The organism is Thermatribacter velox (assembly GCF_038396615.1).
In the GTDB taxonomy this organism is placed as follows: domain Bacteria; phylum Atribacterota; class Atribacteria; order Atribacterales; family Thermatribacteraceae; genus Thermatribacter; species Thermatribacter velox.
The window spans coordinates 300,139-319,350 of record NZ_CP121689.1; the positions used below are offsets into that span (position 1 = coordinate 300,139).

Consider the following 19,212-nt stretch of genomic DNA (forward strand, 5'->3'; position numbering starts at 1 on the left):
CACACCATGGAGAAATAAGCCTCAAGACGTTATTTGGTAGTGTCGGATGGTTAAGTAGAAAGTAGAATGTACTGTTTCAAAGCAACATTTGATCCTGGTGGTGAAGGTATTGAGTATTTAGGGTAATTAGGAAAATTTAAAAATTAGGGAGGGGTATGTCATGAGACAGAAAAGTTTGATTATTGTAAGTTTGGTGCTGGCGGTGATTTTTCTGGCTTCAGCTGCTTTTGCCCAGCTTCCAGCGGGACTATCACGAGGAGAAACTCTTATTGTAGATCAACTGTCTCGCAGGGTAAGAATTCCTGGTAATTTCAATCTTTGGTCAGGTTGGAAAACGCCGGATCGAGGAATACAGCAACTCATGCTTGAACCTTTGTGGATAGTAGATTATGCTACGGGTGAAGTAATCTCCGCTCTTGCTGCAGAGTTACCCATTTACAACTCTGATTTCACCCAGATGACTATCAAACTTAGAGAAGGCATCTACTGGAGTGATGGAGTACCTATTACCGCTGATGACGTGGTATTTACTATTGACCTCCATGTACGTACCCCGGGTCTTCTTTATCACGGTCCCATGGCTGAGTTTGTGGACAAGGTTTACAAAACAGATGACCATACAGTAGTTGTGGAGCTCAAAGGTCCAAATTCCAGGTTTCACACGCATTTTCTGGATAGATGGGGATGTTTGCGCATTATGCCCAAGCATGTTTTTGAAAAGATAGAAGATCCATTGGCCTTTGAGTTCAACCCGCCGGTGAGTTCTGGACCTTATGTCCTTTACGATTATGATCCGGCTGGTTTCTGGACTCTCTGGGAGCGCAGGGAAGATTGGGAGAGAACCCCTACCGGGATACTGTATGGTGAACCCAAACCAAAATACGTGCTTGTGCGTGGATTTGAAGGAGAAGAAGCGAGAATTCTTGCTCAAGTGCGGCACGAACTAGACATGGCCCAGCATACCCCCGAGGGCCTTCGGGCGGTTCTGGAAAAAAGCAACACGGTAAGAGCCTGGAGGAAAGAGTGGCCCTGGGTGGTAAACATTGATCCTTGCATTACTGGGATAATGTTTAACAACATGGTCGAGCCCTATGACAACAGGGAGGTTCGTTGGGCTCTGGTTCTGGCTATTAACATCGTCGATTACATGGCGATAGCTTTTGACCTGATGGCCCCAGTTAGCCCCATCCACCTTCCACCGGTTCCTGCTTACCGAGAAGCCTTTTTCGAACCTTTAGAAGGGTGGTTGAAAGAGTTTGAACTCGACTTGGGGAACGGTGAAAAGTTTAAGCCTTATGACCCTGAAGTGCCTTTCAAGATAGCTCAGGCTGCCAAGGAACGAGGCTTCCCGGTTCCTGAAGACCCCGAAGCCATTAAAGAACTTTTTGGCATCGGCTGGTGGAAATACGCTCCCGATGTTGCAGAGAAGCTCCTTAAGAAGAATGGTTTTAGCAGGGGTGAAGATGGAAAGTGGCGTTTGCCTGATGGATCTTTGTGGAAGGTTACTATTGTTTCCTCTCCGGACCCCACACACCATCACTTTAGAAATGCGACTGCTGTTGCTGAAGAGTGGAGGAAGTTTGGCATCGATGCAGAGGTGCTACCAACTGAAAACTATAATACCTTAGTATTCAATGGAGAATTTGAAGTTACGACCCAATGGCCTGCGGCTGAACCCTGGGGTGCAGGTGTAGATTTGTCAAGAACTCTTGATCCCTGGCACTCACGTTCTGTGGTACCTATTGGAGAGACGGTTGCTGTTGGCCCGGGTGGTGCTGCACGCTGGTCCAATCCAGAACTTGATAAGATCATAGAGAAGATGGAGATAACAGATCCCTTTGCAGACATTGAAACCACTCGTTTGCTGGGTATTGAGGCTTTGAAAATTGTAGTGAAAGAAATGCCAACCATCCCCACTTACGGCTATTGCGGTGCTGTGGCCTGGGATGAATACTACTGGACCAACTATCCTGGCGCAGAAAATCCCTATACTCAGCCTTATCAGCACTGGCCGAACTTCAAGTATATGCTTCCTTTCTTAGAGAAAGCGAAGAAGTAAGTAGACTCAGTTGAGTTTGGGGGGTCTGGGGTTCTGTGCCGGACCCCCCTGGGGAGGAAATGGGATGCGATTTTTGAGAAGCTATCTTCTGCCACGGTTAATACAGTATGTGCTGGTCGTTTTCTCAGGGATAACGGCGGTTTTCCTCATTCCGCGTTTAGCCGGCCAGGACCCAGTTCTGGAAATGATTGCTCAAATTCAAGTTCAAGGTAGTACGTTGGATCCCACAGCGGTCAAAAGTTTAACTGAAACACTTAGAGAGTTGTATGGTCTTAAAGGTACAATGTTTGAGCAGTACCTGACCATGTGGAAAAGAGTGCTTCACTTTGATTTTGGTCCTTCTTTTTTCCAGTTTCCGACCCCAGTTTCTGACTTGCTCCGGATATACCTGCCCTGGACTCTGGGTCTTTTTCTAACCTCTACCGTGATAGCCTGGCTTCTGGGAAATATAGTTGGAGCTATTGCCGGATATTTTTCTCACCGAAGCTGGTCGAAAGCGCTTGATACAGCAATTATGTTTGTACGACCAATTCCTCACTACATTTTTGGAGTTCTCCTGTTAATCCTTTTTGCTTATGCCTGGAGGATTTTTCCTCTTGGAGGGCTGGTGTTTGGGAGGAGAGTGGTTTTTAACCTTGCTTTGGTTGTGGCTGTTTTGAAACACTCCTTTTTACCGGCACTTACTTTAGTCATATTGGGTGGTGCAGCCTGGTTTCAGCAGATGAAGCTTTTGGTCCAGAATGTAAAAAGGGAGGACTTTGTTCAGTATGCACAGAGTGGAGGGATACGTGAGAAAACCCTTATTTTCAGGTACATATTGCCCAATGCCATGCTTCCTCAGGTTACCCAACTTGCGTTACAGTTTGGGCAGGCCTTTAGTGGAACTCTAATAATAGAAATGGTTTTTTCCTATCCCGGCATGGGCCTTTTGCTTTATCGGTCAGTTACCAGAGGTGACTATAACCTGGTAATGGGTATCACAGTACTTTCTATCTTAACCATCACCACTGCGGTTCTTTTGCTCGATTTGCTGTATCCACTTCTTGATCCTCGAATTCGGCACAGGTAGGAGAAGAAAACCATGGTTTGGTTAAAAGAATTATTTGGAGATTACCGTTTTACTGTGAGTTTTGTTTTGCTCTCTTTACTTTTAGCGCTGGCTGTGCTTTCCTTCTTTTCACCTTACGATCCTGTCCGCTGGCTTCAGGTTCCCAGAGACAAACCCCCTGCCTGGCCCCATATTCTGGGTACCAATTCCAAAGGTCAGGATGTGTTTTGGGAGGCTACCTTTGCTATTAGAAATTCTCTGATAATTGCTTTCATCGCTGGTATAGTTTCACGGGTTGTAGCGGTGCTGGTTGGCTTTATAGCTGGCTACCGGGGTGGTCTTGTGGACCGAATGCTCATGGGTATTGCTGATGCACTGCTGGTTATACCTCTTTTCCTCATCCTGGTGATGATTGCCATGCTTTTGCGGGAAGCCATGACCCTGATAAACACTGGGTTGCTCCTTGCTTTCTTTGGTTGGGCTTGGGATGCACGAACCATCCGTTCCCAGATTTTAAGCCTGAGAGAGCGGGAATTTACTCAAACCTCCCTTCTTTCGGGTAATGGCACCTTGCCTCTGGTTACCAAAGAATATCTACCCTTTACTATTCCCTTGATACTCTCTACTCTGATTAACAACATTGCCTGGGCAATTGGCATGGAAATCGTTCTGGCCATCCTTGGTCTGGTCAGACTGGAGATACCTACCTTGGGAACTATGCTGAAGTGGGCTATAGATTACCAGGCAATGCTTCTTGGTCACTGGTGGTGGATATTGACTCCCCTGGTATTGACCGTATTTCTTCTGGTTGCTCTGTACCTTCTTTCGGTCAGTGTTAGTGAATACCTGGATCCCCGGGTGCGGATTCAGAGGATAGGGACACGGTGAAAGTAGAATGAAAACCGTACTAAAAGCTGAAAACCTGCGGGCTTTTTATGTCCTTCAGGTTGCGGGAAGGAAAAAGGTGATTCAGGCAGTTAACGGTGTAAATCTGGATATTCAGGAAGACCAGGTTTATGGTATTGCCGGAGAGAGCGGATGCGGCAAGACGACTCTGCTTAAGGTTCTTTTTGCAAAAGCGGACCCGCCGCTTCAGATTTTTGAAGGGGCTGTTTACTACCGTGAAAATGATAGTTTGCTCAACGCTATAGAACTTGATTCTGAGCAGATGAGAAAACTTCGCTGGACTTACATTTCCTACATTCCTCAGGGCTCGATGAGCGTTTTTAACCCGGTGAAGAAGATAAAGTCCACTTTTCTGGATTTTTTGCAAAGTCATGTGCAAAACAGGGTGAAAAAAGAACTTCTTGCGCTTGCTGAGGAGCATTTAAGAAAACTGGGTCTTTATCCACGACTTCTGGATGCCTATCCACACCAGCTTTCAGGAGGCATGCGGCAGCGAGTTTCCATAGCGCTTGCCACCTTGCTTAGCCCCCGGGTTATCCTTGCTGACGAGCCTACTACCGCTTTGGATGTAGTGGCGCAAAGGGCGGTGTTGCAGCTTCTTCAGGAGATACAGAAACAGCTCAAAAACACTATAGTCCTGGTTACTCACGACATGGGCATTCATGCTAACATTGCCACCCATATGGTCATCATGTATGCTGGAAAAATTGTTGAGGAAGCTTCAACCGAAGAAATGTTTACCAATCCCTTTCATCCTTACACCCGTTACCTTATCAATTCCCTGCCCCGGATTGGTGACAAAAGAGTGAGAGAAAGTGCTCCCGGGAATCCACCTTCCCTGGTAGACCCACCTCCTGGCTGCGCTTTTCATCCTCGCTGTCCAGAAGCCACAGAGCTTTGCAGCAGCAAACAACCCGATTTTGTGGAAGTAAGTGCTGGACACAAGGTAGCTTGTTGGTTGTACGGAGGAGCCAACCATGGGACCTTTACTTGAAGTGAAAGGCCTTTCCAAAGTTTTTACTCTGGGTAGTTTCTTATCTCGAGTTCGCATCAAAGCTGTGGATGAAGTTACTTTTTCCATACAGAGTGCCGAAATTTTCACCCTTGCTGGGGAGAGCGGATGTGGCAAGACAACTACTGCCAGGATGATTCTGGGTTTTGAAACCCCTACTTCAGGCAAAATACTTTTTAGGGGAGAGGATGTGGAGGGATTTAGAAACCGGAGGAAATGGTTCCTCCAGGTGCAGGCAGTTTTCCAGAATCCCTTCGAGACTTTCAATCCTTTGCGAAGAGTAGAAAGTTATTTCTTTGAAACGGTGCATAACTTTGATTTGGCAGCTACTCCCCCAGAAGCATACTCTTTAATCGATGAAAAGCTAAAGGCAGTTGGCCTTTCCTTGCAGGAGATTTCCGGCAAATACCCCAGTGAGTTTTCCGGCGGTCAATTGCAAAGGGCTTCCATAGCCCGGGCACTGCTTGCCAATCCTTCTCTTCTTATTGCTGATGAGCCGGTTTCTATGGTTGATGCGTCGTTGCGCATGTCTATCGTTAACCTTTTTCGGAAACTCTGCGACAATTTTGGCGTCAGTGTGCTCTATATCACCCATGACCTTGCTACCGCCTATTACATCAGTGACCGAATTGGAATTATGTTTCGGGGCAACCTGGTTGAAATGGGGCCAACTGAGAAAGTGCTTGGAGACCCAAAACATCCCTACACGAAGCTACTCTTGAATTCCATCCCCCAGCCGGATCCCAGAATGCGGTATAGAACCACTATCCAACTTCTTGAGGAACAAGAGGAGTACCTTTTGGAAGGTTGCAAATTTGCAAACCGCTGCCCGGAAAAGGGAAAGCTATGCTCTGAAGAAATGCCTGCTGAGACCTTTGTTGATGGAAGGATGGTCAGGTGTCATCTTTATGGCCCTGATGGGGATAATCTCCCTGAGAGGCAGGGAATAAAAAGGAGGTAAGTCAAGATGGGCAAAACATCCGAACTGGTACGTGATTTACTTTCTCGAATGACTCTTGAGGAAAAAGTAGCCCAGCTTTGCGCAGTGCATTCTAATCGCCTTACCGAAAACGGGAAATTTTCGCCGACTAAAGCCCGGGAGTTGCTCAAAAATGGCATTGGCCAGATAACTCGTTTGGTTGGCGATCCTGAAGCCGATCCTCGGCAGGCAGTAGAACTTGGCAATGAAATCCAGCGCTTCTTAAGAGAAGAAACGCGGTTGGGTATTCCGGCTATGATCCATGAAGAGTGCTTAAGTGGATTGATGATGAGAGGAGCTACTGTTTTCCCCCAGGCTATCGCGTTGGGGAGCACTTTCTCGCCGGAGCTTGTAGAGAGAATGACCACTACCATCCGTAAGAAAATGCGTGCGCTGGGGGTTCATCAGGGCCTGGCTCCGGTGCTTGATATTCCTCGAGATCCCCGCTGGGGAAGGACCGAAGAGACTTTTGGCGAAGATCCCTACCTGGTTTCCCGGATGGGTGCTGCGTACATCAGGGGCTTGCAAGGGGAAGACTTGCGCCAGGGGGTTGTAGCTACTGCTAAACATTTTACTGCTTACGGCATTTCTGAAGGGGGTCGCAACCTTGGTCCTGCTCGGGTAGGGGAACGTGAATTGCGTGAGGTTTTTCTTTTCCCCTTTGAGGTGGCCGTTCGGGAAGCTGGAGTATGCTCTATCATGAACGCCTATCACGATATAGATGGTGTTCCCTGTGCTGCTTCTTATTTTTTGTTGACCAGAATACTTCGTGAGGAGTGGGGATTTGAAGGCATTGTGGTTTCAGATTACAATGCAGTACGCATGCTTGAGAACTTTCACCGAGTAGCCCGGGATGCAAAAGAAGCAGCCATAAAGGCTCTTCAAGCTGGAATAGACATAGAGCTTCCCGATATTGATTGTTACCAGTTTATCGTTGATGCTGTACGCGAAGGCATGTTAAGCGAAAAAGTCGTTGATGAAGCAGTGCGAAGGGTTCTCAATGTTAAGTTTGAGCTGGGGCTTTTTGAAGAAGAGATGGTTACCGTGCAAAGTGAAAAAGTTGTTCAAGTTTTGGATACCGAAGAAGAGCGTGCTCTGGCCCGAGAAATAGCCTGTGCTTCAATGGTTCTTTTGAGAAACGACGGAGTGCTTCCGCTCAGTAAAGACGTGAAAAGCATAGCAGTGATTGGCCCCAATGCGGCGGAGAAAATTAACCTCCACGGAGATTACAGCTACAGTGCACATATTCCCAGTGTCCAGGCCTGGAAAGGCAAGGAGGCCGTCTGGAAGGAATGGGTTAAGACAGTGAGTGTCCTTGAAGGCATTAAAAACAAAGTTTCTCCTCAAACCGAGGTTTTATATGCAAGAGGATGTGATTTGGGCGATGACTCGCGGGATGGGTTTCAGGAAGCCCTAAACGTTGCCCAGCAAGCGGAAGTGATTATAGCAGTCATGGGTGAACGAAGTGGACTTTTCAAACAGTCTATTTCGGGTGAAGGAAGCGACCGTACAGAGCTTACCCTTCCTGGAGTGCAGAGAGAGCTGCTCAGAGAGCTTAAAAAACTTGAAAAACCAATAGTTTTGGTTCTTGTCAATGGGCGGCCTCTGGAGCTTGGGTGGGAAGCGGAAAATCTTTCTGCCATTCTTGAAGCCTGGTATCCTGGGGAAGAGGGCGGAAATGCTGTGGCTGATGTGCTTTTTGGTGACTACAACCCAGCTGGAAGGCTGCCGATTTCTTTCCCAAAGAAAGTGGGACAAATACCTGTTTACTATAACCGGAAATCCACCGCTTTCAGCGAGTATATTGAAACTGATGCTCGGGCACTTTTCCCGTTTGGGTACGGTCTAAGCTATACGCGTTTTGAGTACCAGGACCTTCAGATTCAACCTGACCGGGTCACTTCTCTGGAGGGTGTTAAGATACGCTTTCGGGTGAAAAATACTGGCAGGATTGCCGGGGATGAAGTGGTACAGCTCTACATCAGAGACGTTGTGTCTTCTTTGGTCCGGCCGAGTAAAGAGTTAAAAGGATTTAAACGTATTCACCTTGAAGCTGGAGAAGAGCGCACCGTTACCTTTACGCTTTATCCCGAGCAGCTCGCCTTTTATGATGAGCATATGCGTTTTGTGGTGGAACCGGGCGTTTTTGAAGTGCTGGTAGGTGCTTCTTCAGAAGATATAAAGTTACAGGGTACTTTTGAAGTTGTCAGAGAGCAAGTGATTACCAAATATCGGCATTTTGCAAGTAAAGTGGAAGTACTTTAAGCGAGGTGAAATGTATGGGCGCTTTATCCTGGAAAGGTTTGCACCACGTGGCAATTTTTACCCGGGATATGGAGGAGAGCCTGCGTTTTTATGGCGAGGTTTTGGGGTTTAAAGTTACAGAGCGCTTTTACGATGAGGGTGAAAAAGCAGATATAGCTTTTCTGGATTTGGGGAATACGTTGCTTGAGATCATTGCACCCTCGGATGATGAGTGGTCGCATTCTTCTTCTTTCCATATAGCACTCCAGGTGGAAGATGCGAGCAAAACTTTCGCAGCGCTCCAAGCGAAGGGGATACCGGTTGTTCTTCCCTTAACTGAGACGCATGGTTTCCGTTACGCTTATTTTGCAGGACCTATGCAGGAGACTCTGGAGATAGTGGAGCCACCGAAAAAACCTTGAGGTTGATAAGGGGCTGAGGCCACGTCTTAAGACGTGGCCTTTTGGTTGTTTTTCTGAGAGTGGAGGATTATACTGGAAGTGCGAGCTGCTGCCCAGTAAGGAGGTTGGTCTGACGTGAAGAGACTGGGCTGGTTAGTTTTGCTTTTGCCTCTTTTGAGTGGTTTCGGGTTGCTTGCCCAGGAGGGGATACCCATTTTCACGCTGAAAAGCGAGGCATTTTCCCAGGGGAGTGAAATCCCACTCGAGTATACCTGTTTAGGGGAAAATCTCTCTCCTCCCCTTTGCTGGGAAAATTTACCCGAGGGTACCAGGAGTTTGGTGTTAATTTGCGAAGATCCTGATGCCCCGCGAGGTATTTTTACGCACTGGGTCCTTTACAACATTCCTCCTTCGCTTTCCGCCTTACCCAAAGGTGTGGGCAAAATCAACGAAGCAGTTATTATGGAACACATCTTTCAAGGTAAAAACGACTTTGGAAAATTGGGTTATGGGGGTCCTTGCCCTCCACCTGGCAAGCCACACCGCTACTTTTTCAGGCTGATAGCCCTTGATACAGAACTGCCCCAAGAAGCTGGTTTGACCAGAAAGCAGGTTCTGGAGCTTATTAAAGGCCATATTCTTGGAGAGGCCCAGCTCATGGGTATGTTTGGCCGGGTCAGTCTGGGCAAGTTTTTGAAAGGCTTCCTGAAAGCAAAGCTTTTGTGACGACCTGAAAGTTCTTTTGCTTTTGGGTTATTTTTTATATTTTTCGGGGTGAGGAGCCTTAACTACAAAGAACTCCAGGGGTTCCTCGCCTTCGTTTTCTATCAGCATTCTGGTATGATAGGGTATCTGAAGTATGCTTCCCCGGGAGTACCGCCCTTTTTCACCTTCCAGAGAGAGGCTCATTTCACCCTGGATGATTATCAGGTAAACGTTAGAGTTACTGTGATGTTCAGGTACTTTTTCTCCTGAAGGAAGGATTATGTGGTTGATTTGTGCTTCTTCCTGGTCAACAATGCGCTCGATTAACTTTCCTTCTTGAGAGGAGAAATGATAAACTTTAGGTTTCATAGGGCACCTCATCTTTAAGTTTTTAAGGATTTTAGCATGTTTTGGACTTTGTAAGGTTAAAGTTTCTGCAAAATTTCTGTCACAGTTCTATTTCAGCTACTGAGGGGACCACCCGGGTTGGACGGTATGGAAAGTGGGAAACGTCTTCAGGTCTGGTCACCCCACTTAAAACCAGAATGGTTTCCATGCCTGCTTCCAGTCCCACCCGAACGTCGGTATCCATGCGGTCACCAATCATCACTGCATTTTCTGAATGCTCGTCGAGGTATCTCAAAGCAGCACGTAGAATAAGGGGGTTGGGTTTTCCTACGAAATAGGGAGCATATCCTGTGGCCTTTTCAAGGAGTGCCGCTACCGCTCCACAGGCGGGAACAATTCCTTCTTTACCCGGACCTGAGGGATCAGGATTGGTGGCAATAAAAGGCACGCCGGAAGCAATGAGCTGGCAGGCGCGGATTATTTTATCGTAAGGATAATGTTCCATTTCTCCAAGTACCACGAAATCAGGCCGGTAATCAGTGAAAGAGTAACCTACTTCATTCAAGGCTTGATAGAGACCAGTACCCCCCAAGACAAAGGCAGAGCCCTTTGGTTTTTGCTTGCTCAGGAAATGTGCGGCAGCCATTGCACTGCTGAAGAAGCGTTCAGCTTCAATGTCAATGCCTGCCCGACTCATTCTGTGCTGCAAGTCAAAGGGGGTATACTGGGAATTATTGGTGAGAACCAGAAACTTGTATTCTTTTTCCCTCAGCTTTTCTATAAACTCTCTGGCACCCGGTATAGCCCGGTCTCCGTAAACCAGCACGCCGTCCATATCGATAAGGAAGGCCTTTTTGTTCATTTTTGCCTCCCGGAAGCGATTTTTGCTTAATTATACTATAGCAGAGTGTTTTAAGGCGCTGGATCGGGGGTAAATGACATGTTGATTAAGATGTAGGAAAAGCAAGTATTCTGGAAAAGGTCAAGTGAAGCCCAAAAGGGAGGTTATCGGAGACTCTGTTTTTTATTGAGATTGGGGAGTGAGTGAGCGTTGTGCACTACATTGCAAGGGGAAACCCACACCAGACGTGGGTTTCCGTTAGCACCTTTTTGCTTTTCTTGGTATAAATTATCAACCAGTTCTACCTCTACTTGATAGCAAATATTTTTTCTTTCTCAAAAACTTCAAAAGGTGAAGCATGTCGTAGCTTCTTTATTGGTGGTCAGCCAGTACCTTGTTCATTCCCGTGAGTTTGCGGTCGTTAGTTTGGTTTGTACCTACGCAATCAATTCATTTTTCTTCCATCCGCCGGTTCTATACAGTCTTTTTAGATGGTCCAGAATAGGAGTATGATTTTTGCAGTTTTCAGGACCGTATGCTTCCTTGAAGATTGCGTTTGGGGGTATGCGGAGTTCGTTTTTGTCAGCACATCTCCTTGAGGAAGGACAACTTTGGGGATTATCTTTCCCCCCTTGTTTTACGCTGTTTATATAGTGTTTTTTTGTTCAAGAATATAAATATTGACAAGTTTAAGCCATTCAAGAAGCACGGACTTGGGGTTTTGGCAACCAAAAAAGAACCCCCAACAGAAAGAGGGCGCTTGCGCTCTCGAGCGGCTTATAAAGCGGGCTTCAGCACTCGCTGGCGCGCCCGGAGGGAGTCGAACCCCCAACCTACGGATCCGTAGTCCGTTGCTCTATCCAGTTAAGCTACGGGCGCACCTTGCGTGAAAAATATACTCCCAAAACCCTTTTTTGTCAACTTGGGTGTTTTTGAGCTGGCACCGGTTTTTTCAGAGTTAAAGATGCGTTAGATAAAAGGGAAGCTATTTTTTTCTTAAAAATTCTGGTCAGGGTTTGGGAATTGTATTGACATATTACAAAAGTGTATTTATAATAAGTTTGTAATGATTACAAAATAGAATTTATTGTAAAGAGGTAACTGGACAGTGTATTCTCAAAAGCAAATTAAGAAATACTTAACTCAAAAAGGACTACGGCCCTCGCATGTGAGGGTGCAGGTACTCAAGTACTTATTGGAACACCGCACTCACCCCACTGCTGATGAGATTTTCTCGTCGCTGGTAGAGGAAATGCCTACTCTTTCCAGAACTTCGGTCTACAATGCCTTGCGAGCTTTTGTTGAAGCCGGTTTGGTAAAAGTGGTTACTGTTGAAGGAGATAAGGCACGTTTTGATGCTGACATGAAAGAGCACGGTCACTTCAGATGTTCTCGGTGTGGTAGGGTCTACGATTTTGGGTTTTCCTTTGAAGGGTTACAGTGGGAAGGCCTGGAAGACTTTGAGGTAGAAAGTAAAGAACTTTACCTCAGGGGTTTATGCCCTGAGTGCAAATTAGATAACAAAAAGAAAAAAGGGGGAAATGGAAATGGAGAATCAAGCCGGGATGCCACTTCTTGGTGAGAAATTCCCGGAAATGGAGGTGAAGACTACTCACGGCATCAAAAAACTGCCCGGGGACTATGCGGGTAAGTGGTTTGTGCTTTTCAGTCACCCTGGAGACTTTACTCCGGTTTGCACCACTGAGTTTGTGGCATTTGCGAAAAAAGCGGAAGAATTCAAGAAGATTAACACCGAGCTTATCGGCCTTTCAGTGGATCAGGTTTTTGCTCATATAAAGTGGGTAGAGTGGATTGAAGAAAAACTGGGAGTAAAAATTCCTTTCCCGGTAATTGCCGATGAGCTGGGTAGGGTGGCTTTTCAACTGGGTATGATTCATCCCCAGAAAGGCACCAACACGGTGAGGGCGGTGTTTGTAGTTGATGACAAAGGTATTTTGCGGTTAATGATGTACTATCCTCAAGAAGTAGGTCGCAGCGTGGGAGAGGTTTTGAGAGCAGTTAAGGCTTTGCAGGTTTCAGATGCCAATAAAGTGGCTCTGCCTGAAAACTGGCCAAACAATGAGCTTATTGGTAACAAAGTCATTGTTCCACCGGCAGCAACCGAGGAGGCAGCTAAAGAGCGCTTGCAAAAAGCGCAGAAAGGCGAGTTGGAATGTTTTGACTGGTGGTTCTGTTATCGGGAGCTTTGATTTGTGCTTCCAACTTTGACTCAATAGCCTTAGCGCCCTCCCTTTTGTGCTAAACTAAGTACAACGTTTTGGAATTTAAAAACAAGGGAGGGCGTTTTTATGACTCCACGCGAGCGTGTTATTGCTTCTCTTGGACACCGCGAAACGGATGTTCTTCCTCTGGATCTTGGTTCTACCTTAGTTACTGGAATCCATGTTTCCAGCCTCCACAAATTAAAAGTAGCCCTTGGCCTTATCAGAGAGGATGAACCAGTTAAGGTTATCGATCCTTTCCAGATGCTGGGAGAGGTTGACGATGAATTACGCAAGGTTCTGGGGATAGATACAGTGCCTCTTTTTCCTCCTAAAAACTTTTTTGGTTTCGAAAATGCTGACTGGAAACCCTGGACTTTTTTTGACGGTACACCCCTTTTGGTTCCTGGCAAGTTCAACACCACTCCCGATGCCAATGGTGATATCTACCAATACCCCCTGGGTGATACCCGTTTCCCACCTTCTGCCAAAATGCCCAGAGATGGATTCTATCATGATGCCCTGATTCGCCAGAAACCCTTCCGTGATGAGGAGCTCAAAGTTGAAGACCAGATTGAGGAATATACTCTGCTCACTGATGAAGAGTTGAGCTATTACGAGCAAGAATCAAAACGGCTTTATGAAGAAACCGATTACGCTGTGGTATCTTCAGGAGTTCCCGGTACCAACTTAGGTGATATTGCCTATGTTCCCGGTCCGGCTCTTCCAGACCCCAAAGGCATCCGAGATGTAGAGGAGTGGTACATTTCTTTGATGACCCGCAAGGAGTTTCTCAAGGAAGTGTTCTCCCGCATGACCGAAATCGGCCTTGAAAACCTAAAAAGATTCCATCAGGCAGTGGGAGAGCGCATTCAGGTGATTGTGATTTCGGGTACGGATTTTGGTTCGCAACATGGTCCTTTTATTTCTCCTTCCCTGTATCGAGAACTCTTCAAGCCCTTCCACAAAAAGATTAACGATTGGGTTCATCAGAACACTTCCTGGAAAACCTTCATTCACACCTGTGGCTCAATCTATGCTCTTCTTCCAGACCTGGAAGAAGCCGGATTTGATATCCTTAACCCGGTTCAGATTTCAGCTGCTGAAATGGATCCCGAAAAACTCAAAGAGGAGTTTGGAAAGGATTTTACTTTCTGGGGTGGAGGTGTGAACACCCAGACCACTCTTCCTTTTGGAAAACCTGAGGAAGTAAAAGAGGAGGTTCGCCGACTTATAGAAACTTTCAAAAAAGGTGGGGGCTTTGTTTTCGCCACTGTGCATAACATTCAGGCCAAAATCCCGGTTGAAAACCTGCTAGCTTTGTTTGAGGCAGTGAATGAGTATCGTTGAAGGACACTCATTAGGCTGACAAGTTATAAGGCTTAGAGAATAAATATCAGCAACAACGGGCGTCCCAAAAAGGAGTAAGAAAGAAGGGACACCCGTCCTGTCTTATTGAGAGCCTGAGAATTTCCGGGATTGCTTTTTTTGGTTTTTTGGAACGGAAGAAGTTTGACTGTTTGTCTACTCACGGGGTTTCTTGATGTTCCGAAATCATAAAATAACCAGACGATTTTTGTGTTTCTCCTGGGTGGTTAAACTTCTTTCGCGTTTTTCGAGAATTTTGGGTAAGGTTTCTGATTTTGTTCGGGTCTGTCAAGTTTTTTGTGTAAACCCCTTAATTGGTAACTAGTTTAGAGGTAAGGCTCAATCCTTTCTTTGAACAGAATTATCAACTGGGATAGAATCAGTCCCCAGTTTTTCACTGACACTGTCCACTTTTCGGTCACATCCATGGTGACCAGGTACAGGATCTTGATAAGGGCATCGTCATTGGGAAGCGCCGCTTTGCTTTTAGTTACTTTTCGCAGTTGGCGGTGAAAAGCCTCGATGATGTTGGTTGTGTATATCAACCTCCGTATCTCGGGAGGATAATTGAAGCAGGTGGACAACTCGTCCCAGTTTCTAATCCAGGATTTTACCGCCAACGGGTACTTGGCTTGCCACTTGTCTTCTAGAGCTTGCAAGGCGCTGAGAGCTTCTTCCTGGTTCACTGCCTTGTAAATGGCTTTGGGATCTTTGACAAACTGAGAACGGTCTTTGTAGCTGACGTAACGCACAGAGTTTCTTATCTGATGGACTACGCATTTTTGCACTTCTGCTTGAGGAAAGATGGCTTTGATGGCCTGGCTTATCCCGGCAAGGTCGTCAGCCGAGATAATCAGTATATCCTCAACTCCGCGGTTTTTTATGTCGCTTAATACCGACAGCCAGAACCTGGCACTTTCGGCTTCGCCAATCCATATACCCAAAACATCTTTCCGGCCGTCAAGATCGATGCCTATTACTACGTAGGCTGCTTTTTTAACAACCTGGCCGTCTTGCCGCACGCTGTAGTGCACTGCATCAATGAAAATGAACGGGTATATCGGCTGCAAAGGCCTGTTCTGCCACTCCCTGACAACCGGAAGTATCTTGTCTGTAATGCTTGATATCAGGGATGGCGAGGCGTGAACCCCGTATATCCTTTCCAGGTGCTCCTGTATGTCGCGGGTGCTCATTCCCTTGGCATACATGGACAGTATCTGGTCTTCTATGCTAGAGATATCTCTCTGGTATTTCTTGACTACTATCGGCTCGAATTCGCCGTTACGGTTGCGGGGAACGCTTATCTCTAAGGGTCCAAGTTCAGTCTTTACCTTCTTTTTGCTGTGACCGTTTCTTGCGTTGTCTGTCTTTTTGTTGCGGTAGTCATAGCGGCTGTAGCCCGGTTCGTTTTCGAGCTCAGCTTCTAACATTTCTTCGATGAGCTTGCCCATGAGGGACTTAATAGCGTCCTGGGCGTCTTGGGCCGTGACCAGGTTGTTCTCTTTGATGAACTCTCGAAGCTGTTTTCTTAATAGTTTTTCCTTTTTCATTTTCATAACCCCCTTGGTAAAAGTTTATCTTTTTCCCAAAGGGGTTTACACAGTTTATTGTACAGTCCCTTTTGTTCCTTTCTGTTTGTTAAGGAAAGCTAATTGATTGCTAAAAAATTACTAAAAATTACTAATTAGTTAGGAAAAAGTTTTTATAAAATTACACTATATTTCTAGGAATTTATATTGCTAATGTTTGGTTATTTAATGTATACTATTAACAGTTTGTCGAGGTGCTCCTAAGTTTCGATGATTGTCGAAGAGCGTCGACTTAAGATTTTAGGGGTATTAGAAGAAAAAAAGACTGTTTCGGTCAAAGAGCTTGTCAAGCTTTTTGGCGTCAGCGAAGATACTATTCGCCAGGATTTAAGGGTTCTCGATAGACAAAGACTTCTACGCCGCACCTATGGAGGAGCGGTACGGATAGGCAAAAGTAGCGCTGAAATACCCTTTTCTTTGCGAGAGATTTCTAACCGAAAAGTTAAAGAACTTATTGGTAGAGAAGCTGTGAAGCTTATCGAAGAAGGGGATTCTATCATTTTTGATGCCAGTACCACTTCCTTACAAGTTGCACGTAGCATAGATCCTGCCAAGCGTGTTACCATTCTCACTACTTCTTTGGATATATGCATCTCACTTGCTCATAATCCGAACTTTAACATTATTTCTACTGGAGGAACTCTCCACGCTCCTTCTTTTTCCTTTGTGGGTCCTCAGGCAGAAAGTGCAATTCGCAACTATTTCGCAGATTGTCTTTTTCTGGGTGCAAAGGCTATTTCTCTTGAACAAATGGCTATTGCCGATGTCTTTGAGCTTGAGGCGCACCTCAAAAAAACGATGATCCAATCAACGAGAAAAGTTGTTCTGGTGGCAGAAAGCAGTAAGCTTAAGGAACAGGCGTTCTTTAAAATTGCTGATCTTTCTGCTATTCATATCCTGGTTACAGATGGCGATGTTGATAAAGAAGCTGTAGAAAAACTTGAAGAACTGGGTGTTGAGGTAAGGATAGCCAGAGATAGCTGAGGAGTAAGGGAGGAGGGTGAGGATTTGTTAAGTCCACGAGAACGAATGTTGAAGGCTCTTCGTTTTGAAGAGCCAGATCGAGTACCGACTTTCACTAATTTGACTCCTCAAATTGCTGAGAAGCTTGGTAGGTTTTTGGGTTTGCCTTCTGAGCCAGAGGATTCTTTCCTTTCTACCAGAATTTCGCATACGGAGATTCTTTTGTCTTTGGGCAATGACGCGGTTGGTGTAGGACCAGGAAGGGGCAAGAGTAAAGAGACTCGTCTTTGTGAGGATGGAACTCTTATTGACGAGTTTGGCTTTGTTTGTAAGGGGACGGAGTTTTATGATGAAATTATCAAACGTCCTTTGGAAGAAGCCGAAACCGCCGATGATGTATTAAATTACCCTCTTCCTGAAGCTCTTGATACCTGGAGGTGGCGAAAAGCGGAGCAGATGATTGCTAAGTATTCTTCTTCCTATGCCATCATAGGGGATCTTGAGGCGACCATTTTTGAGTTATCCTGGAATTTGGTAGGGATGGAAAAGTTTCTTATAGATTTAGTCATGAAAAAAGAGTACGTTTTTACCCTTTTGGACCGTATCCAGGAGGATTACGCTTTTCCCTGTGGTAAGAAATTAGTTGATATGGGTGTTGACGTTCTCTGGATAGGTGATGATTTTGGGACCCAGAGAGGTATGCTTATTTCTCCCGATTTTTGGAGAAAACATTTTAAGCCTCGTTATGCCTCTCTCATTAGCCGCTGGAAAAAGCTTAATCCGGAACTCAAGATTGCTTATCATTCTTGTGGTTCTATTTTTCCTATTATTCCCGATCTTGTAGAGGTAGGGGTTGACATTTTGAATCCCATTCAGCCCAAAGCATTTGGAATGGACCTGGCAAGAATCAAGCGAGATTGGTATGGTATTTTATGCCTTTTTGGCGGCGTTGATGAGCAGGAGATTTTACCTTTTGGAACTCCCCAGGACGTGAAACAAGAGGTTTGGAAAAGATTTCAACAGGCAGGGAAAGGTGGGGGTTACATTATAGCTCCCTCGCATAATATTCAACCGGATACGCCACTTGAAAATGTTCTGGCTTACTTTGATGCAGTAAAAAGCTGTAGGTATTCCTCGTAATTGAAATTTTGAACTTGAGGTTATCGCAAAGAGGGAGGTGATAGAAGGAATGTAAAAGTGCTTTTTAAGAAATATCCTGGGAGGTTGACGTGGGTTTTTTCTGTTGAATTGAAAGATAAGTCGTTAGTGTTTTTTGTGAAAATTTTATGAAAAAAACATTAGGTTTAAGTGAAGGGGGTTTATGAAATGCGTAAATTTTTAGTTGTAGCTTTATTGCTGGGAGTTTTTTTGAGTAGCATGGCTTTTGCAGCAGAGTTTATGGGTTTCGATCCGCTTAAATTCAAAGGAGAAATGCTTTCTTCTGATACGCTTAAGGCCATGGTTCAGGAAGCCATGAAAGTTACTCCTCCTAAGAATGGCAAAAATTACGTTTTTGCTTTTGCTAACCTTCAGAGAGACATAACTTTCTGCATGGCAGTTGAAGAGGGGATTAAAAAGAATTGCGAAGCTGCAGGAATAGAATTGGTAATAGCTGACAACCGCTTAAGCGGTCCCACGGCGCTGGCGAATGCAGAGAGTTTTATTACTCGTAATGTAGATTTCGTCATTGAATTCCAGACTGACGTCAAGTTTGGGCCAGTAATTATGCAAAAGTTTAACGCGGCTGGAATTCCGGTAATTGCTATCGATATACCTATGCCTGGAGCAACGTTTTTTGGCGTAAACAACCCACTGGCAGGTTTTCTTGGTGGAAGCTATCTGGGCCAGGCAGCACTTGCTAAATGGGGACTTGACAAGGTTAAAGAAGGTTATCTGGTAGTTGGCGCTCTCCCCCAGTCAGGTGTAGTTCCAGCTATGAGAACCGAAGGCCAGATTGCTGGATTTTTGGCTTCGGTGCCAGGTTTCCCCGAAGACCATGTTATCACCTTTGATACCAAAAACACACTTGACTACTCACGAAGTCAGATGGTTAACGTACTGGCCAGAATACCTGAGGGTGTTCCCATAATGTGTACTGCTATAAATTGTCAGTCAGCAACTGGCATTGTAAGGGCGCTTCAATTTACCAAGCGCGATAAGGATGCTATAGTGGTTGGGTTAGGTTGCGATGAAACTGGACAGGAAGAGCTTGCGAAAGAGGGAAATATCTACGTTGCCGATCCTGCTTCCTTCCCCGAGCGTTACGGTAATTACTTGATTCCAGCTGCTTTGATGAAACTGGCTGGTATGGAACTTCCAGAGGGCATTTTTGTGCAACACGTGATAGTCACCCCTATGAATCTCTGTGAGTACTATCCTAAGTGGCCCTGTAGCACTCCTGAGGGGTATCCTCAACTTGAGTATAAGTTCCCCAAGGACGGGTATAACGCATTTTTGGAGAGCTTGAGAGAAAAATATCCTGATTATGCACAGCTAATTCCCGAAAATATGGAATAGGGTGGAGTAA

At 45.6% G+C, this 19,212-nt stretch carries 17 protein-coding genes and 1 tRNA gene; 14 read left to right on the forward strand and 4 right to left on the reverse strand.

Features of this window, described 5'->3' with window-relative positions:
• Window positions 1-160 precede the first annotated feature (160 nt).
• The 8 genes from QBE54_RS01490 (at window position 161) to QBE54_RS01525 (ending at window position 9,375) form a co-directional block, all read left to right on the forward strand.
• Window positions 161-2,059 (forward strand): ABC transporter substrate-binding protein, encoded by a 1,899-nt coding sequence (locus QBE54_RS01490; RefSeq protein WP_369018595.1) that lies wholly within the window; start codon window positions 161-163, stop codon window positions 2,057-2,059.
• Between the two features lie 64 nt (window positions 2,060-2,123).
• A complete protein-coding gene (locus QBE54_RS01495) occupies window positions 2,124-3,128 on the forward strand; it encodes an ABC transporter permease (RefSeq protein WP_369018596.1) in 1,005 nt (334 codons plus the stop codon).
• Between the two features lie 12 nt (window positions 3,129-3,140).
• A complete protein-coding gene (locus QBE54_RS01500) occupies window positions 3,141-3,995 on the forward strand; it encodes an ABC transporter permease (RefSeq protein WP_369018597.1) in 855 nt (284 codons plus the stop codon).
• A 7-nt stretch (window positions 3,996-4,002) separates the two neighbouring features.
• Entirely contained in the window at window positions 4,003-5,007 is a 1,005-nt protein-coding gene (locus QBE54_RS01505; protein WP_369018598.1) for an ABC transporter ATP-binding protein, read from the forward strand.
• Window positions 4,991-5,986, forward strand: a complete 996-nt coding sequence (locus QBE54_RS01510) for an ABC transporter ATP-binding protein (RefSeq protein ID WP_369018599.1) — start codon at window positions 4,991-4,993, stop codon at window positions 5,984-5,986. The genes QBE54_RS01505 and QBE54_RS01510 overlap by 17 nt, the downstream gene beginning before the upstream one ends.
• Window positions 5,987-5,992: 6 nt before the next feature.
• Window positions 5,993-8,269 carry a glycoside hydrolase family 3 N-terminal domain-containing protein gene (locus tag QBE54_RS01515; protein WP_369018600.1) on the forward strand — a complete coding sequence of 759 codons (2,277 nt, stop codon included), beginning with the start codon at window positions 5,993-5,995 and terminating at the stop codon, window positions 8,267-8,269.
• A gap of 14 nt (window positions 8,270-8,283) precedes the next feature.
• Window positions 8,284-8,670, forward strand: coding sequence for a VOC family protein (locus QBE54_RS01520; protein ID WP_369018601.1), 387 nt, complete (start codon window positions 8,284-8,286; stop codon window positions 8,668-8,670).
• A gap of 114 nt (window positions 8,671-8,784) precedes the next feature.
• On the forward strand, window positions 8,785-9,375 hold the full coding sequence (locus QBE54_RS01525) for a YbhB/YbcL family Raf kinase inhibitor-like protein (protein ID WP_369018602.1): 591 nt from the start codon (window positions 8,785-8,787) through the stop codon (window positions 9,373-9,375).
• Window positions 9,376-9,402: 27 nt separating this feature from the next.
• Here the strand turns inward: QBE54_RS01525 and QBE54_RS01530 are convergent, their stop codons facing one another.
• From QBE54_RS01530 to QBE54_RS01540, 3 genes are all read right to left on the reverse strand, one after another.
• Window positions 9,403-9,723, reverse strand: a complete 321-nt coding sequence (locus QBE54_RS01530) for a cupin domain-containing protein (protein ID WP_369018603.1) — start codon at window positions 9,721-9,723, stop codon at window positions 9,403-9,405.
• Window positions 9,724-9,802: 79 nt separating this feature from the next.
• Window positions 9,803-10,564 carry an HAD-IIA family hydrolase gene (locus QBE54_RS01535; RefSeq protein WP_369018604.1) on the reverse strand — a complete coding sequence of 254 codons (762 nt, stop codon included), beginning with the start codon at window positions 10,562-10,564 and terminating at the stop codon, window positions 9,803-9,805.
• Window positions 10,565-11,345: 781 nt separating this feature from the next.
• Window positions 11,346-11,422 (reverse strand) — tRNA-Arg (locus QBE54_RS01540).
• Between the two features lie 295 nt (window positions 11,423-11,717).
• Here QBE54_RS01540 and QBE54_RS01545 point away from each other — a divergent pair.
• The 3 genes from QBE54_RS01545 (at window position 11,718) to QBE54_RS01555 (ending at window position 14,115) form a co-directional block, all read left to right on the forward strand.
• Window positions 11,718-12,125 carry a transcriptional repressor gene (locus QBE54_RS01545; RefSeq protein ID WP_369018605.1) on the forward strand — a complete coding sequence of 136 codons (408 nt, stop codon included), beginning with the start codon at window positions 11,718-11,720 and terminating at the stop codon, window positions 12,123-12,125.
• Window positions 12,091-12,753, forward strand: coding sequence for a peroxiredoxin (locus QBE54_RS01550; RefSeq protein ID WP_369018606.1), 663 nt, complete (start codon window positions 12,091-12,093; stop codon window positions 12,751-12,753). The genes QBE54_RS01545 and QBE54_RS01550 overlap by 35 nt, the downstream gene beginning before the upstream one ends.
• A 99-nt stretch (window positions 12,754-12,852) precedes the next feature.
• Window positions 12,853-14,115: a uroporphyrinogen decarboxylase family protein gene (locus QBE54_RS01555; protein WP_369018607.1), complete on the forward strand. Its 1,263-nt coding sequence runs from the start codon at window positions 12,853-12,855 to the stop codon at window positions 14,113-14,115.
• Between the two features lie 344 nt (window positions 14,116-14,459).
• Here the strand turns inward: QBE54_RS01555 and QBE54_RS01560 are convergent, their stop codons facing one another.
• Window positions 14,460-15,683, reverse strand: coding sequence for an IS256 family transposase (locus tag QBE54_RS01560; protein WP_369018608.1), 1,224 nt, complete (start codon window positions 15,681-15,683; stop codon window positions 14,460-14,462).
• Window positions 15,684-15,932: 249 nt separating this feature from the next.
• On the opposite strand from QBE54_RS01560, the gene QBE54_RS01565 reads away from it, so the two are divergent.
• From QBE54_RS01565 to QBE54_RS01575, 3 genes are all read left to right on the forward strand, one after another.
• On the forward strand, window positions 15,933-16,706 hold the full coding sequence (locus tag QBE54_RS01565; RefSeq protein WP_369018609.1) for a DeoR/GlpR family DNA-binding transcription regulator: 774 nt from the start codon (window positions 15,933-15,935) through the stop codon (window positions 16,704-16,706).
• A gap of 24 nt (window positions 16,707-16,730) precedes the next feature.
• Window positions 16,731-17,825 carry a uroporphyrinogen decarboxylase family protein gene (locus tag QBE54_RS01570; RefSeq protein ID WP_369018610.1) on the forward strand — a complete coding sequence of 365 codons (1,095 nt, stop codon included), beginning with the start codon at window positions 16,731-16,733 and terminating at the stop codon, window positions 17,823-17,825.
• A gap of 186 nt (window positions 17,826-18,011) precedes the next feature.
• Window positions 18,012-19,202, forward strand: a complete 1,191-nt coding sequence (locus tag QBE54_RS01575; RefSeq protein WP_369018611.1) for a sugar ABC transporter substrate-binding protein — start codon at window positions 18,012-18,014, stop codon at window positions 19,200-19,202.
• Window positions 19,203-19,212 lie beyond the last annotated feature (10 nt).